This window comes from Tsukamurella sp. USMM236 (genome assembly GCF_037148755.1).
In the GTDB taxonomy this organism is placed as follows: Bacteria; Actinomycetota; Actinomycetes; order Mycobacteriales; family Mycobacteriaceae; genus Tsukamurella.
In genome coordinates, this window is sequence record NZ_JBBCSS010000002.1 from 801938 (window position 1) to 816927 (window position 14990).

General features: G+C 71.6%; 15 protein-coding genes. 3 read left to right on the forward strand and 12 right to left on the reverse strand.

Annotated features, from left to right (window positions below; all coding sequences use genetic code 11):
* The 4 genes from WFK95_RS09765 to WFK95_RS09780 all read right to left on the reverse strand — a co-directional run bounded on the left by WFK95_RS09765 (position 1) and on the right by WFK95_RS09780 (position 5077).
* Positions 1-1530: a cobyric acid synthase gene (locus WFK95_RS09765; protein WP_336670545.1), complete on the reverse strand. Its 1530-nt coding sequence runs from the start codon at positions 1528-1530 to the stop codon at positions 1-3.
* 2 nt (positions 1531-1532) lie between these two features.
* The gene (map, locus tag WFK95_RS09770; RefSeq protein WP_336670546.1) at positions 1533-2402 is read right to left on the reverse strand and encodes a type I methionyl aminopeptidase; all 870 of its coding nucleotides are present in this window, start codon (positions 2400-2402) and stop codon (positions 1533-1535) included.
* A complete protein-coding gene (locus WFK95_RS09775; RefSeq protein WP_336670547.1) occupies positions 2399-3022 on the reverse strand; it encodes a GNAT family N-acetyltransferase in 624 nt (207 codons plus the stop codon). The genes map and WFK95_RS09775 overlap by 4 nt, the downstream gene beginning before the upstream one ends.
* 228 nt (positions 3023-3250) lie before the next feature.
* The gene (locus WFK95_RS09780; RefSeq protein WP_255604006.1) at positions 3251-5077 is read right to left on the reverse strand and encodes a penicillin-binding transpeptidase domain-containing protein; all 1827 of its coding nucleotides are present in this window, start codon (positions 5075-5077) and stop codon (positions 3251-3253) included.
* A gap of 145 nt (positions 5078-5222) precedes the next feature.
* On the opposite strand from WFK95_RS09780, the gene WFK95_RS09785 reads away from it, so the two are divergent.
* Positions 5223-6515: an acetyl-CoA C-acyltransferase gene (locus tag WFK95_RS09785; RefSeq protein ID WP_224649916.1), complete on the forward strand. Its 1293-nt coding sequence runs from the start codon at positions 5223-5225 to the stop codon at positions 6513-6515.
* 84 nt (positions 6516-6599) lie between these two features.
* Here WFK95_RS09785 and WFK95_RS09790 read toward each other — a convergent pair whose 3' ends face one another.
* Entirely contained in the window at positions 6600-7331 is a 732-nt protein-coding gene (locus WFK95_RS09790; protein WP_336670548.1) for an SDR family NAD(P)-dependent oxidoreductase, read from the reverse strand.
* 39 nt (positions 7332-7370) lie between these two features.
* Between WFK95_RS09790 and WFK95_RS09795 the strand changes: the two genes are divergently transcribed.
* Complete coding sequence (locus WFK95_RS09795) at positions 7371-7745, forward strand: ion channel (protein WP_336670549.1); 375 nt, start codon at positions 7371-7373, stop codon at positions 7743-7745.
* On the opposite strand, the gene WFK95_RS09800 is transcribed toward WFK95_RS09795, so the two are convergent.
* The 3 genes from WFK95_RS09800 to WFK95_RS09810 all read right to left on the reverse strand — a co-directional run bounded on the left by WFK95_RS09800 (position 7742) and on the right by WFK95_RS09810 (position 10029).
* Entirely contained in the window at positions 7742-8218 is a 477-nt protein-coding gene (locus WFK95_RS09800; RefSeq protein WP_443081539.1) for a DUF456 domain-containing protein, read from the reverse strand. The genes WFK95_RS09795 and WFK95_RS09800 overlap by 4 nt on opposite strands.
* 34 nt (positions 8219-8252) lie before the next feature.
* A complete protein-coding gene (locus WFK95_RS09805) occupies positions 8253-8816 on the reverse strand; it encodes a TetR/AcrR family transcriptional regulator (protein ID WP_336670550.1) in 564 nt (187 codons plus the stop codon).
* 106 nt (positions 8817-8922) lie between these two features.
* Positions 8923-10029 carry an agmatine deiminase family protein gene (locus tag WFK95_RS09810; RefSeq protein WP_336670551.1) on the reverse strand — a complete coding sequence of 369 codons (1107 nt, stop codon included), beginning with the start codon at positions 10027-10029 and terminating at the stop codon, positions 8923-8925.
* Positions 10030-10166: 137 nt separating this feature from the next.
* Between WFK95_RS09810 and WFK95_RS09815 the strand changes: the two genes are divergently transcribed.
* Positions 10167-10481, forward strand: coding sequence for a hypothetical protein (locus WFK95_RS09815; RefSeq protein ID WP_336670552.1), 315 nt, complete (start codon positions 10167-10169; stop codon positions 10479-10481).
* 18 nt (positions 10482-10499) lie between these two features.
* On the opposite strand, the gene WFK95_RS09820 is transcribed toward WFK95_RS09815, so the two are convergent.
* The 4 genes from WFK95_RS09820 to dxr are packed head-to-tail and all read right to left on the reverse strand — an operon-like array spanning position 10500 to position 14958.
* Positions 10500-11333: a GNAT family N-acetyltransferase gene (locus WFK95_RS09820; protein WP_336670553.1), complete on the reverse strand. Its 834-nt coding sequence runs from the start codon at positions 11331-11333 to the stop codon at positions 10500-10502.
* Between the two features lie 50 nt (positions 11334-11383).
* On the reverse strand, positions 11384-12532 hold the full coding sequence (gene ispG, locus WFK95_RS09825) for a flavodoxin-dependent (E)-4-hydroxy-3-methylbut-2-enyl-diphosphate synthase (RefSeq protein WP_068524936.1): 1149 nt from the start codon (positions 12530-12532) through the stop codon (positions 11384-11386).
* 16 nt (positions 12533-12548) lie between these two features.
* Positions 12549-13784 (reverse strand): M50 family metallopeptidase, encoded by a 1236-nt coding sequence (locus WFK95_RS09830; RefSeq protein ID WP_336670554.1) that lies wholly within the window; start codon positions 13782-13784, stop codon positions 12549-12551.
* Between the two features lie 22 nt (positions 13785-13806).
* Positions 13807-14958: a 1-deoxy-D-xylulose-5-phosphate reductoisomerase gene (gene dxr, locus WFK95_RS09835; RefSeq protein ID WP_224649972.1), complete on the reverse strand. Its 1152-nt coding sequence runs from the start codon at positions 14956-14958 to the stop codon at positions 13807-13809.
* Positions 14959-14990: the final 32 nt, after the last annotated feature.

The window sequence follows — 14990 nt, forward strand, 5'->3', positions numbered from 1 at the left end:
TCAACGGTAGTCACTCATGATCCGGATGGTCGGCAGGATCGCCGAAAACGCGACAGGGGAATGCAAAGGACTCAGGATCGCGTCGATGTCGCAGTGTTCCTCGAGCGCGTCGGCGATGGCGTCGAGCTGGGCGAGGCGGGCACCGTCGTAGCTCGCTACGGGCCCGAGGTCCCGGCCGGGGAAGGTCCGGGCGAGGTACGCCCGGCGGAAATCGTCGGAGCCGAACAGTCCGTGCCAGTGCGTGCCGAGCACGCTCGGCGTGAGCGCCCCCTCCGGGCCGTCCGAGCCGTGCAGCGCAGGGTTTTCCGCGTTCCGGACGACGGTGCCGTGGTGGATCTCGTAGCCCGTCGCCGCCACGCCGAGCCCGGTTCCCGTGACGTTCCGCACGCACTTGGCACGCGCGAACTCGACATCGAGGTCGAGGATCCCGAGGCCGTCGACGCGGGTGCCGGGCGCCGACTCGACGCCGTTCGGGTCGGCGATACCTCGGCCGAGCATCTGGTAACCGCCGCAGATCCCGACGATCGGGCCGCCTGCGGCCGCGCGACGGACGAGGGCGTCGGCGAGGCCGCGCTCGCGGAGCCAGCCGAGGTCGCCGACGGTGCTCTTGCTGCCGGGGACAACCACCAGGTCCGCGTCGGCGACGTCGGCGGGCCGCGTGGTCCAGCGGACCGTCAGGCCCGGCTCGCACGCGAGGGCCTCGACGTCGGTGGTGTTGGAGACGCGCGGCAGGGCGACCGCGGCCACGCGGATCGGGTCGGGGTGCGCCGATCCCCGGCCGACGAGGTCCGCGCCCAGCGCGGCGAGCGAGTCCTCGGCGTCGAGCCAGAGGTCGGTGAGGTACGGGAGCACGCCGAGGGTGGGGCGCCGGGTGATCTCCTCGAGCTCCTCGAGGCCGGGCGTGAGCAGCGAGACGTCGCCGCGGAAACGGTTGATGAGGAAGCCGTAGACCAGGCGCTGGTCCTCGGGCGGCATCACGGCGACGGTGCCCGCGAGGTGCGCGAGCACTCCCCCGCGGTCGATGTCGCCGACGATCAGCGTCGGCAGGTTCGCGGCCCGCGCGAGCCCCATGTTGGCGATGTCGGTGGCGCGCAGGTTGATCTCGGCGGGGCTGCCGGCGCCCTCGCAGAGCACCACGTCGAACTCGTCGCGCAGGCCCTGCAGCGTGGTCGTCACCTCGTCGAGCAGCCACTGCCGCCGGGTGACGTAGTCGCGGGCGCCCACGTCGCCGACCGGCCGGCCGTGCAGGACCAGCTGGCTGCGGCGGTCGCTGCCGGGCTTGAGGAGGACCGGATTGAACCGGGTCGACGGTGCGAGACCGCACGCGAGCGCCTGGGTCGCCTGGGCGCGCCCGATCTCGCCGCTGGTGCCGTCGGCCTCGACGGTGGCGACGGAGTTGTTGGACATGTTCTGCGCCTTGAACGGCGCGACGCGCACGCCCCGTCGGGCCAGGAGACGGCAGAGTCCGGCCGTGACGGTGGACTTCCCGGCGTCGGAGGTGGCGCCGGCGAGGAGGAGTGCACCGCGCACGGTTACGCGGTGGGGGCGCTCGGCAGGGTGAGGATCTCGGCACCGTCGTCCGTGACGACGAGGGTGTGCTCGAACTGCGCGGTCCACTTCTTGTCGGTGGTGGCGACGGTCCAGCCGTCGGACCAGATCTCGTAGTCGAGGCCGCCGAGGTTGATCATGGGCTCGATGGTGAAGACCATGCCGGGCTCGAGCACCGTCTCGACGTTGGGCTCGTCGTAGTGCAGCACGACGAGGCCGTTGTGGAAGGTCTCGCCGATGCCGTGGCCGGTGAAGTCACGGACCACGGTGTAGCCGAAGCGATTCGCGTAGGACTCGATGACGCGGCCGACCACGTTGAGCTCGCGCCCCGGCTTGACCGCCTTGATGGCGCGCTCGGTGGCGATACGGGTGCGCTCGACCAGCAGGCGGTGCTCCTCGGAGACGTCGCCGGCGAGGAAGGTGGCGTTGGTGTCGCCGTGCACCCCGTCGATGTACGCGGTCACGTCGATGTTGACGATGTCACCGTCCTCGATCACCGTCGAGTCCGGGATGCCATGGCAGATCACCTCGTTGAGGCTGGTGCAGCAGCTCTTGGGGAAGCCGCGGTAGCCCAGCGTCGACGGGTAGGCGCCGTGGTCGAGCATGTACTCGTGCGCCACTCTGTCGAGGTGGTCGGTGGTGACGCCGGGCGCCACCGCGGCGCCCGCGGCCTGCAGCGCGTCGGCGGCGATCCGCGAGGCCACCCGCATCTTCTCGATGGTCTCCGGGGTCTGCACCCACGGCTCGTTGCCCTCGTTCGCCGACGGCTTGTCGACGTACTCGGGTCGCACGATCTTCGCCGGGACGGCCAGACGGGGTGAGACGGTGCCGGGAACGAGTGCAGCGCGGGTCATCCGTTCAGCGTAATCGGCGCCGCACGCTCCCCGTCCGGCCCGGTCGGGATCCAGTAGTGGCAGACGGGTTCGAGGAAGTCGTGGCCGATGCCGAAGTCGTCGACGGGGCGGATCCGGGTGAGCACGCCGCCGGCCGACTCCGCGGTGCGGCGCGAGGCGAGGTTGTTCTCGTCGCAGGTGACGAGGACCTCGGTCAGCCCGAATCCCGCGGCGCGCCGGACCACCTCGCGCAGCGCCGTCGCGGCGACGCCCTGCCGCCGCGCCGAGGGCCGCACGTGGTAGCCGATGTGGCCGCCGAGCTCGGCGAGCAGCGGGCTCAGCTCGTGCCGCAGCTGGATCGCCCCGAGGTACCGGTCACCGTCGACCATCCACCAGCTCGTGGCGGGCACGCGGTCGCCGCTGCCGTCGATCATCGCCTGCTCGTTGATGCGATCCACCCAGGTCCCGAAGTCCGACGGCGTCGTCAGGTCCAGGTCGCGCGCCAGGGCGCTGCCGGAGCCCGGGTGATGCGTCACGTCGCCCCACTCCGCGACGTTGCGCAGCCACTCGTCGTGCCAGTCGGCCGTCGGTGCGATCAGCTCGATGCCCATGTCGCCGACCCTGCCCGATCTGATTCGCACGGGCAATCGCATTTCCCCGGCGTGTGATCCTGTTCGCCGAAGGGCGGCGCGGGGGCACGCGCCGCCCCATGGCTATGAAATCGTGACCGCCAGTGACAATTCGGACACACGGTCACCGCTGTCGGAAGTGTCACTGACGGTCACGATTTCATAGGTCCGACACTGTCCTCCCCGAGCCGGAACGAACCCGCACCAGGTGGGCATCGATTCCCGGGTCGGCACCGATCCTCAGTTGGGCACGGCGGAGACGGGGGCGTCGAAGCGGTCGAAGAACTCCTTGGTGACCGCGACGGCGTTGTCGGAACTGCCGCCGAGCACGACGAGGGTGGCGAAGGCCAGGTCGCCGCGGTAGCCGACGAACCAGGCGTGCGAGCCACCGTCGACCTCCGCCTCACCGGTCTTGCCGAGGATGTCGCCGGAGCCCCGGATCAGCTCGGCGGTACCGGAGGCGACGACCTCGCGCATCATGGCGCGCACGCCGTCGGCGGCCTTCACGTCGAGCGGGGGGCGCTCCCCGTCGACCTTGGTGGGCTTGCCGAGGAGGAGCTGCGGGGTGACCGCGCCGCCGTGCGCGACGGACGCGACCGCCAGCGCCATGGCGAACGGGCTGACGAGCACCTCGCCCTGGCCGAAGCTGTCCTCGACCTGGTTGACCATGGCCTTGGGCAGCGGGTACTGCCCTGACGAAACGGGCAGACCGGCGATGGCGTAGTCGGGACCGATGCCGAGTTCGGCGGCCGCGGTGTTGAGCGCCTCGGGCTTGAGCTTGGCGCCGAGGAAGGCGAAGCTCGTGTTGCAGGAGCGGGCGAAGGCGCGCTGCATCGTCACGTCGCCGAGGGCGAAGCGGTTGTAGTTGGGTACCTCGCGCTCGCCGATGGTGAGGGTGCCCGGGCACGGGACGATCGTCTCCGGGGTGGCGATGCCCGCGGAGATCGCCGCGGTCGCGGTGACGATCTTGCCGGTGGAGCCCGGCGGGTACAGACCCGAGGTGGCGAGCGAGCCGAGCTTGTCGGCCTCGGGGTTCTGCGCGACGGCGAGCACGTTGCCGGTCGAGGGCTGGATCACGACCATCATCGACTGCCGGTCGCGACGGGTGTTCACGGCGGCCTGCGCGGCGGCCTGCGCGATCGGCGAGATGCTCACCGACACCGCGGGCGCCGGCTGCGCCGCCGTGGTCGACAGCGTGGAGACCCGCGCGCCGGTGTCGGCCTGCGCGATCACCTCCCAGCCGTCCTTGCCCGCCAGATCGCCAGTGACGTTCTGCTTGATCGACGACATGAGCGCGGGCGCGAAGGTGCGGTCGGTGGGCACCAGATCGGCCTGCTCGACGAGGGTGACCCCCGGGAGCGACGTCACGTCGCCGGCGAGCTTGCGCAGGTCGTCCTGATTCACCGAGGCCACGGTGTACGGGGCGCTCAGCGAGGTGGCCTGCTCGGTGATCTGCACCGGGTCGAGGTTGGGCAGGATCGGCTGCAGCGCGCGGGTCAGCTGGCCGGCGACGTCGAGCACCGTCGTCGGCGCCGCGACCTTGGACGCCTCGATCCGGATCCGGGTGATGACGCCCGGCACGAGCACGGAGCCGCCGGACGCCGAGTTCACGGGCGCCTTGTCGGCGGGCAGGGCGCGGAGCACCATCGTCTGGTTCGCACCGAGCCGCGGGTGCAGCACCGACGGCGCCCACCGCACCCGCCACTGCCCGTTCTCCTGGACGCCGGTCAGCGTGCCGCGGTAGTCCCACGACCGGCTCGACCGCCCCTGCTCGGCGGGCAGGTCCCAGATGTACTCGTACTCGACCTGACTGGTCGCCCCGGTGGTCCGCACCTGACCGACCTTGAGCTGCACGCCCCGGGCCTGCAGCCCGGCGAACGCTGCCTGCAGCGCCTTCTTCGCCGACTCGGGCGTGGTCGTCAGCGCCGCCGCGGCGTCGAGGTCGTGGTCGGCGAGCGCGGCGCCGAAGCGCACCGCGAGCGGGCCCGGGCCGTTGGTGTTCGCCGGCGAGCAGCCGCCGGTCGCGACCAGCGCCACGAGGGCGACGATCACGACGGCGCGGCGCATCGGCTTCTTCACCGGCCCAGCGTAGGACGGTGCGCCGCCCGGTTCGGGTTGCCGCGCTGGGGTGTGACCGGTGGGGCGCAGGTGACGGCCGAAACGCCGTGACCGCGATCACGCGGACGAACTGACTCGTGAGTAAGATCGCCGCATGACCACTCCACAGAGCCGTCGCGCCGTGATCGTCTCCGGCGCGCGCACCCCGTTCGTCCGCGCCTTCGGCGACTACGTCCACCTCGACAGCATCGCGCTCGCGGACCACGCCGTGCGCGGCCTCCTCGACCGCGTCCCGGCCGTCGCCGACCGCATCGAGGCCATCGTCTGGGGCGGCGTCATCCTGCCCGCGGGCGCGCCCAACATCGCCCGCGAGATCGCGCTCGACCTCGGCCTCGGGCACGGCGTCGAGGGGCACACCGTGACCCGCGCCTGCGCCTCCGGCCTGCAGGCCGTCACCACCGCCGCCGCGGCGATCGAGCGCGGCGAGTACGACGTGATGATCGCCGGCGGCTCCGACTCCGTCTCCAACGCCGCGGTCAACCTCCCGCAGAAGCTGGTCCAGGCCGCCGCTCCCCTCGCCCTCGGCAAGCCCTCGCCCCGCGCCTACCTCGACGCCGCGATCGGCCTGGCGCCGTTCACCGGCCTCCTTCCCAGCCGCCCGCGCATCGAGGAGCGGACCACCGGCGAGGTGATGGGCGAATCCGCCGAGAAGATGGCGCGGATCCACGGCGTCACGCGAGAGGCGCAGGACGCGTTCGCCGCCCGCTCGCACGCCCGCGCCGCCGCGGCGATCGCCTCGGGCCGGTTCGACCGCGAGGTCGTGCCGGTGACCACGCCCGACGGGACGACCGTCGCCCGCGACGGACTCGTGCGCGGCGACACGAGCGCCGAGAAGATGGCGCGGCTGAAGCCCGCCTTCGAGCGCGAGGGCACCGTCACCGCCGGCAACGCCAGCCCGCTCACCGACGGCGCCGCCGCGGTCCTGATCATGAGCGAGGAGAAGGCCCGCGAGCTGGGCCTCACCCCCCTGGCCGCGATCCGCTCGTGGAGCTACGTCAGCGTCGATCCGGCCGACGAGGTGCTCATCGGCCCGGCGATCTCGATGCCCCGCGCGCTGGACAAGGCCGGTCTCAAGCTGGAGGACGTCGACCTCGTGGACATCCACGAGGCCTTCGCGGCGCAGACCCTCTCCGTCCTCGACGCCCTCGCCAGCCCGGAGTGGGCCGCCGAGCGACTCGGCCGCGACACCCCCGTCGGCGAGATCGATCCGGAGAAGCTCAACGTGCACGGCGGCTCCGTGTCGATCGGGCATCCGTTCGGCGCCACCGGCGCCCGCATGGTCACGACGATGGCCAACGAACTCGCACTCTCCGGCAAGGACACAGCGCTGCTCGGCATCTGTGCGGCGGGCGGGCATGGCGCGAGCGTCGTCCTCGAGCGCGTGTAGTCGTGAATCCGGCCGATTTCCGGTTCACGAGGGCGATATCGGCCTCCTGACGGAGAAATCGGCCGATTTCACGACCGACTTGACTCAGGTCACCGAGAGGCCGCCGTCGACGCAGAGGTTCTGCCCGGTCACGAAGGCCGAGCCGGGCCCGGCCAGGAAGATCGCCGCGGCGGCGAAATCCGACGGTGCGCCGAGCGTTCCGGTGTGCGCGCGGCGCCGAAAGTACTCGGCACGTGCGGGATCGGCGAGCACGGCGGTGGTCATCGGCGTCGCGACCAGGCCCGGCGTCAGCGAGTTCGCGGTGACGCCCGATGGTGCCCACGCCTCCGACTGGGAGCGGGTGAGCCCGGCGATGCCGGCCTTGGCGACGCCGTAGGCGCCGCTGTTGCCGAACGCGCGGTGCGCCTGCGTCGATGCGACGTTGATGATCCGGCCCCAGCCCCGCGCGGCCATCCGCGGCCCGTAGTGCTGCCCGAGCTGGAACGGGGCGTCGAGGTTCACCGCGAGGATCTCGCGGTAGAGCCCATCGTCGATGTCGCCGAGCGGCGGGCGCGGGTTGCTGCCGGCGCAGTTGACCAGGATGTCGACGGCGTCGGCGCGGGCGTCGGCCTGCTCGATCAGCTCAGCAGCGCCGCGCGTGAGGTCGGCGCTGATCCCGTCGGCGCCGAGGCGGTCGCGGTCGCGGCCCGCCCGGAGCACGCGGGCCCCGGCACCGTCGAGCGCCTCCGCGATGGCCGCCCCGATCCCCGAGCTCGCGCCGGTGACCAGCGCCGTGCGCCCGGTGAGGTCGAACAGTGCTGACACCGCGGATCGCATGGCGGCAACCCTACGCGGCGGCGCCGATAGGCTGGGGTCGTGTTGGGGCTGACGTTGGTGTTCAAGCGACTCGCGGGCGCGATCCGCACCAGTTGGCGGGAACCGGCGATGCGCGCCGCGATGCTGAGCCTCGTCGTCATCGTCACTGCAGCGAGGATCTTCTACACCCTCACCGAGAAGTGGTCGGTGATCGATTCAGTGTTCTACGCGGTCTCGGTGGGGCTGCCCATGGGCGGCGGGGCGCTGAGTCCCACGCTCACGCTCTCGAAGGTCTTCACCCTGGTCTACGCGATCCTCGTGGTCGGCCTGTTCGTCACCGTCGGCGGCTCGCTCGCGCGGTCGATCGTGCAGAACAACACGGACCGCGTGACGCGGCTGACCGACAAGCGCGCCCGCGACGAGGACGAGAACTAGGTCAGGACCGCCGCCAGCCAGATCGCGATGGCGCCCAGCGCCCCGGCCAGCTCGATGAGGATGAGCAGGCCCGCGGCCTTCGTGGCGGCGAGCGCCGCCTGCCAGCCGGCCTTCGCGTCCTTCAGCCGGATCGCCTCGGCGGCGAAGGTGCCGCCGATGAAGCCGATGATCAGGCCCACGACGGGGATCACGAAGAAGCCGATGATGCCGGCGATGCCGCCCACCACCAGCGACCACTTCCCCACCCCGGCCTTGGCCATCGTGCGGCCGCCGACGAGGTACTTCACGCCCCACGCGAGCACCATCACCGCCAGCGCTGCGGCGAACACCCACCAGGCGCTGCCGCCCGTGAAGATCGCCCAGATCAGGATGCCGAGCGCCACCAGCGACGACCCCGGCAGAACCGGGACGACGATCCCCAGCAGGCCGATCACCATCAGCGCGACGACCGCCGTGTACCCCCATGCGTTCACGCAGGAAGAGTAACCGCGGGGCGCCGACTGCGGGTCACCGAACCGGACGCAGCTCCGACTCCACTGCGTCGATCAGCAGCGCCCGGGCCCGGTCCAGCGTGAGGGATCCGCTGTGCCACCGCTCGCTGAGCCCCTCCACCAGGGCCGTGAGCCGGGTCGCGATCCCCGCGGCATCGCGGCCCGCCGCCTCCGGGATCCGCTCGATCAGTGCCGCGACGTCGCGGTCCCAGGAGTCGGTGGCCGCGCGCAGATCCTCCCGGAGCGCCGACTCGAAGACCGCGCTCGCGCGGAGCTCACCCCAGGCGATGCTCGTGGTCCGCACCTCGTCGGTGTCCTGGAGCTCGTCGAGCAGCATCGCCTGGAGCTGCTCGCGCGGACCTCCGGCATCGGCCCGCGGCTCCGTGTACGCCTCCGCGGTGCGGTTGATCTGCTCGAACGCCGCGCGCACGATCCCGTCGCGATCGTGGAAGTGGTAGTAGATCAACGCGGTGGAGACGCCCGCCTCGGCGGCGAGCTTCTCCACCCGGAGGCCGCGGACGCCGTCGCGGGCGATGACGCGGACCGCAGCCTGCATGATCTGGGTGCGGCGGTCGCTCATGGGGCCTCACAGTATCGGAGCTCGGCCGCGCCTCCCGCCGGGCGCGACGGCGCCGGGCACGACGGGATCCGGTACGCCCCCGCCCGGATGAAAGGCGACCAGTGCGTCACGCGGGCTCCTGCTGCGTCGTGCAGTGGATGCCGCCGCCGCCCGCCGCGATCCCGTCGATGTTGATCTGGACGACCTGCCGGTCCGGGAACAGCCGCTGCATCGTCGCGCGGGCCGCGGCGTCGGTGTCCTTCGCCCCGAACTCGGGGCCGATGACCGCGCCGTTGCACAGGTAGAAGTTGATGTAGCCGCCGGCGAAGTCGTCACTCGCGAACTCCTCGCGCACGGATGACGGGCTCTCCATCACCTCGACGCGCAGGCGGTTGCCGTGCACGTCCGTCGCGGCGCGCAGGATCTCCAGGTGTTTGCGGGTCACGTCGTAGTCGAACGAGTCCCGGTCGGTCTCCAGGCCGGCGACGACGACGCCGGGCCGGGCGAAGCGCGCGTAGAAGTCGGTGTGCCCGTCGGTGATGTCCTCGCCCGCGATCCCCGGCAGCCAGATGACCTTCCGGATCCCGAGCAGCTCGCGCAGCTCGTCCTCCACCTCCGCCTTCGTCCATCCGCGATTGCGGTTGTCGTTGAGCACGCAGCTCTCGGTGATGATCGCGGTCCCCTCGCCGTCGACCTCGAGCGCTCCGCCCTCGAGCACCAGGTCGGTGCGCAGCGGGGGCACGCCGGCCCGGCCGGTCACGAACCCGGCGACCTCCCGGTCGCGCCGGTGGCGCTGCTTGGCGCCCCAGCCGTTGAAGTTGAAGTCCACGCCGGCCTTCGCCGGCCCGTTCTTCACGAACGTCGGCCCGGTGTCGCGGACCCACAGGTCGTCGAGCTCGCACGGGACGAGCTCGACGCGGGAGCCGCTCACGAGGCGCTGCGCCTGCGCCATCTGCCCCGGCGGCACGAGCATCGAGACCGGCTCGAACCGCGCGATGGTGGTCGCGATCAGCGCCAGGTCGCTCTGGACTGTGGGGACCAGGTCGGCGCCCCAGATGCGATCGCTCGCGGCGAAGGCCATCCATGTCCGGGCGTGCCGGGTCCCCTCCTCGGGCATCAGCCAGGGCCCGCCGGCGCGGGGCTGCGGCGCGCCCGCGGCATCGTCGGCGCATCCGGTCAGGAGCAGGCCGCCGAGGGCGGCGATCGAGGTCTGCAGGAAGGTGCGACGTCGCATGGTGGGTGTTCCTCTTCGTCTCGTGCACGGCGGTCAGCACCGGTCGGGCCCCTGCCGTCCCTCCACGATATTCCTGACTGAATTTTCAGTCAAGGCGCGGCCGCTAGTCTTACCGCCGAGACGAAGGAGCGTGAAGCATGAGCGATCAGATCCGCGAGGCGCGCCAACCGATGGTGACGTCCCTCGGCATCATCCTGGGATTCCTGTTGAACTTCCTCGCGCAGTGGGCCATTCGCGACGACGGCAAGGCTCCCGTCGAGAGCGCGACGGACTGGGTGATCGTGGTGACGCTGTTCGGCTCCGCGGCGCTGATGCTGACGGTGCTGGTCGGCGTGCTCAGCAACTCGTACGCGGAGGAGGACGCGCCCCGGCGCTATCGCCGGCTCCTCGTGATCTACGTCGTCGCGATCGCACTGGCCTTCGGAGGCATGGGGATCGCACTGTTCATCTGACGCCGCCCGCGCGAAGGATCAGGCCAGCAGGACGGTGGCGAACGTCGCCACCTGACGGAAGCCGACGCGCTCGTACGCGCGACGGGCCGCGACGTTGAAGCTGTTGACGTACAGGCTGGGCAACCGTCCCGAGCGGAGCACCGCCTCCGCGACCGCGGCGGTGCCGGCGCCGCCCAGCCCCTGCCCCCGCAGGTCGGGCCGCACCCAGACGCCCTGGATCTGCCCGACGGTCCGCGAGACCGCCCCGACCTCCGCCTTGAACGCGACCTCGGCACCGTCGAACAGGACGTACGCACGCCCGGCGAGGATGGTGTTGGCGACCCGGCGCCGGTAGGCCCGGCCCCCGTCGGCGCCGCGCGGGTCGATCCCGACCTCCGCGGTGAACATGGCGATCGCGGCGTCGAGGTAGCGGTCGAGCTCGGCGAGCCTGGCCGGCCGGACGCCGGCGTGCGCGAACCGGGAGGGCTCGCTCATCGTCATCAACGGCTGCTCGGGCCGGACCTCCCGGGCCGGGCCCCACGAGCTCTCGAGCCCCTCCCACAGGGGCAGCACCATCTCGGCGCGACCGACGACCGACGCGGCGGTCCGGTGCCCGCGCCCGGCGCGGCCCGCGAAGTAACGCATGTCGTCGAGGTCGCCGCGCAGCGGCATGAGATTGGCGCCGGAGAAGCAGAGCGAATCGCCCACATCGCGGTGGGTCCAGAGTTCGCCGCCGAGGCGGCCCGGTTCGGTGCCGCACTCCTGCACGCGGCCGGCGACCATGCACGCGGCCACGGGGTCGTCGTCGAGGACGGCGAGCACCCTCGGCAGGTCCCGCGACGGGACCGGCCGTTCGTGCAGCATCCTCAACACTGAAGACTCCTCAACCCTGGCACGGCCCGCACGCAGCGGCGGGCCGCGACCTACGACACCGTGACGACCGGCGTTCCGCTCTCACTATCCCCCGACTCCTCCGCGATGCGCAGGGCTTCCTCGATCAGGGTCTCGACGATCTTGGACTCGGGAACGGTCTTGATGACCTCGCCCTTGACGAAGATCTGGCCCTTGCCGTTGCCGGACGCGACGCCGAGGTCGGCCTCGCGGGCCTCGCCGGGGCCGTTGACGACGCAGCCCATGACGGCGACGCGGAGCGGGACCTCCATGCCCTCGAGTCCGGCGGTCACCTCGTTGGCGAGCTTGTAGACGTCCACCTGCGCGCGGCCGCACGACGGGCACGAGACGATCTCCAGCTTGCGCGGGCGCAGGTTCAGCGACTGCAGGATCGCGTCGCCCACCTTGATCTCCTCCGCCGGCGGGGCCGAGAGGGAGACGCGGATCGTGTCGCCGATGCCGTCGGAGAGCAGGGAGCCGAAGGCCACGGCGCTCTTGATGGTGCCCTGGAACGACGGGCCCGCCTCGGTGACGCCGAGGTGCAGCGGGTAGTCGCACTGCGCGGCGAGCTGCCGGTAGGCCTCGACCATGATCACCGGGTCGTTGTGCTTGACGGAGATCTTGATGTCGCCGAAGCCGTGCTCCTCGAACAGGCTCGCCTCCCACAGCGCGGACTCGACGAGCGCCTCCGGGGTGGCCTTGCCGTACTTCTCCATGAGCCGCTTGTCGAGCGAGCCCGCGTTGACGCCGATGCGGATCGGGATGCCCGCGGCGCCGGCGGCCTTCGCCACCTCGCCGACGCGGCCGTCGAATTCCTTGATGTTGCCCGGGTTCACGCGCACCGCGGCGCACCCGGCATCGATCGCGGCGAAGATGTACTTCGGCTGGAAGTGGATGTCGGCGATGACCGGGATGTTCGCCTTCTTGGCGATGATCGGCAGCGCGTCGGCGTCCTCCTGCCGGGGGCAGGCGACGCGCACCATGTCGCAGCCGGACGCCGTGAGCTCGGCGATCTGCTGCAGCGTGGCGTTCACGTCGTGCGTCTTGGTGGTGCACATGGACTGCACCGAGATGGGGCTGTCGCTGCCGACGCCGACGCCGCCCACGTTGAGCTGACGGGTCTTGCGACGGGGTGCGAGCGTCGGGGCCGGGGCTGCCGGCATTCCCAAACCTACGGACATTTCCTGCTACTCCAGTTCAGTTGAAGAGCTTGATCGGATTGACGATGTCGGCTGTGAGGACGAGCAACATGTACCCGCCCGCGAGCGCCAGGACGACGTACGTCAGCGGCGCGAGCTTCATGTAGTCGACGGGGCCGCCCTTACGGCCGGTGACCAGGTCGCGGAGCTTCTCGAAGATCACCACCGCCATGTGACCGCCGTCGAACGGCGGCACCGGCAGCAGGTTGATCAGGCCCAGCATGAGGTTCAGGCCGGCGAGGAGCAGGAAGAACACGCTCCACATGTCGCGCTCGGCGACCTCGCCGCCGATCATCGACGCGCCGACCAGGGACTGCGGGGTGTCGAGGCCGCGCTCCTCCCCCTTGATCGCGTCGATCAGGGCGGGGATCTTCTGCGGCAGCTGGCCGATCGCGACGATCGTCTTGTGCCCCAGGTCCAGCGTGAACGCGGCGGTGCCGCCGATCGCGGTGATCGGGTTGTAGTGCTCAGTCACGCCGAGGGTGCCGACGCTGATGCCGATCGTCGGGCCGGAGACCTCGACGAGCTCCTTCCCGTCCTCGGACGGGCGCCACTTCTTGCTGGTCACGGGGTCGATGGAGACGGTGCGCTGCTGACCGTCGCGCTCGATGCCGAGGACGATCGCGCCCGATGTGTTCTGCAGGGCGTCGAAGACCGTGTCGGCGTCGACCGCGGTGCCGTTGACGGAGGCGATGACGTCGCCCCGCACCAGGCCCGCCTGCGCCGCGGGGCTCGGGCGGCACTCGCCGACCGGGCGGCTGGGCTGCTCCTTCGTCGGCTTGGTGGTGGCGTCGGCGACGCAGCCGGTGGCGGCGACGGCCGCGCGCGGCGTCGCGGTCGTCGACGGCAGGCCGGCGGTGACCGCGACGCCGTAGATCAACAGCGCGCCGAGGATGAAGTTCATCCCCGGGCCGGCGAACAGCACGAACAGCCGCTTCCACGCGGCCTGCTTGTACATCGCCTTCTCCTGCTCGACGGGCGTCTTCAGCTCGTCCAGCAGGGTCATCCCGGCGATGTCGCAGAAGCCGCCGAGCGGCAGCGCCTTCACGCCGTACTCGATGCCGTCCTCCGTCTTGGGGCGGCGCACCGACCACAGGGTGGGCCCGAAGCCGATGAAATAGCGCCGGACCTTCATGCCGGTGGCCTGCGCCGCCCACATGTGCCCGCACTCGTGCCAGGCGATCGACGCCAGGATGCACAGCGCGAACGCTGCGATCCCCAGTGCGTACATCATGACGTCCAGAATACCGGGCGGATCAGACCAGCCCGACCAGCTCGGTCGCCCGGCGACGGGCCCACTCCTCCGCCGCGAGGACGTCCGCGACGTCGCGAGGCTCGGCCCGCCACTGGGCACCGTCGGCGACGACCTGCGCGACGGTGTCGACGATGGCGAGGAAGGACGTGCGGCCGTCGAGGAAGGCCTGCGCGACGACCTCGTTGGCGGCGTTGAAGACGGCGGTGAGGCTGCCGCCGCGGGTGCCGGCGTCGCGGGCGACGGCGATCGCGGGGAAGGCCTCGTCGTCGACGGGGGCGAAGGTCCAGGTGTGCGGCTGGGTGAAGTCGCAGGCGGCGCTTGCGCCGGGCACCCGGTCGGGCCAGCCGAGGGCCAGCGCGATCGGCAGCTTCATCGACGGCGGCGAGGCCTTGGCGATGGTCGCGCCGTCGACGAAGGTGACCATCGAGTGCACGACGGACTGCCGGTGCACCGTGACGTCGATGCGGTCGTAGGGCACGCCGAACAGCAGGTGCGCCTCGATCACCTCGAGCGCCTTGTTGACCAGCGTCGCGGAGTTCAGCGTGATCATCGGCCCCATCGACCAGGTGGGGTGCTTGCCCGCCTGCTCGGGCGTCACGTCGGCGAGCTCGGCGCGGGTGCACCCGAAGAAGGGCCCACCGGACGCGGTGAGGATCAGTCGGTCGACCTCGGCCGCAGTGCCCCCGCGCAGACACTGCGCGATGGCGGAGTGCTCGGAGTCGACGGGCACGATCTGCCCCTCGGCGGCGCGCTTCAGGACGAGCGATCCGCCCGCGACCAGGGACTCCTTGTTGGCGAGCGCCAGCCGCGCGCCGCTGTCGAGGGCCGCGAGGGTCGGGCCCAGGCCGAGGCTGCCGACGACGCCGTTGAGCACCACGTCCGCCTCGACGGTCTCCACGAGGCGGGTCATGGCGTCCGGGCCGGTCAGCGCACCGTCGAAGCCGGTGGCGCGGGCCGGGTCCGCGATGCCGATCCGGGCCCCGTCGACGCCGACGGCGCGCGCCTGCTGCGCGAGGAGCTCGGGGTTGCCGCCCCCGGCGCCGAGGCCGACCACCTCGAACCGGTCGGGGTTCTCGGCGATCACCTCCAGCGCCTGGGTGCCGATGGAGCCGGTGCTGCCGAGGATGAGGACGCGGGTGGTCACGGTGTTCAGCCTAGGAGTCGCGCCCCGTGCGGTCGCGAACG

Bases quoted from the DNA above. Each gene is read 5' to 3' on its own strand.
- map (WP_336670546.1), bottom strand. From the start codon at position 2,402: ATGACCCGCGCTGCACTCGTTCCCGGCACCGTCTCACCCCGTCTGGCC.
- WFK95_RS09780 (WP_255604006.1), bottom strand. From the start codon at position 5,077: ATGCGCCGCGCCGTCGTGATCGTCGCCCTCGTGGCGCTGGTCGCGACC.
- WFK95_RS09785 (WP_224649916.1), top strand. From the start codon at position 5,223: ATGACCACTCCACAGAGCCGTCGCGCCGTGATCGTCTCCGGCGCGCGC.
- WFK95_RS09790 (WP_336670548.1), bottom strand. From the start codon at position 7,331: ATGCGATCCGCGGTGTCAGCACTGTTCGACCTCACCGGGCGCACGGCG.
- WFK95_RS09805 (WP_336670550.1), bottom strand. From the start codon at position 8,816: ATGAGCGACCGCCGCACCCAGATCATGCAGGCTGCGGTCCGCGTCATC.
- WFK95_RS09810 (WP_336670551.1), bottom strand. From the start codon at position 10,029: ATGCGACGTCGCACCTTCCTGCAGACCTCGATCGCCGCCCTCGGCGGC.
- WFK95_RS09815 (WP_336670552.1), top strand. From the start codon at position 10,167: ATGAGCGATCAGATCCGCGAGGCGCGCCAACCGATGGTGACGTCCCTC.
- ispG (WP_068524936.1), bottom strand. From the start codon at position 12,532: ATGTCCGTAGGTTTGGGAATGCCGGCAGCCCCGGCCCCGACGCTCGCA.
- WFK95_RS09830 (WP_336670554.1), bottom strand. From the start codon at position 13,784: ATGATGTACGCACTGGGGATCGCAGCGTTCGCGCTGTGCATCCTGGCG.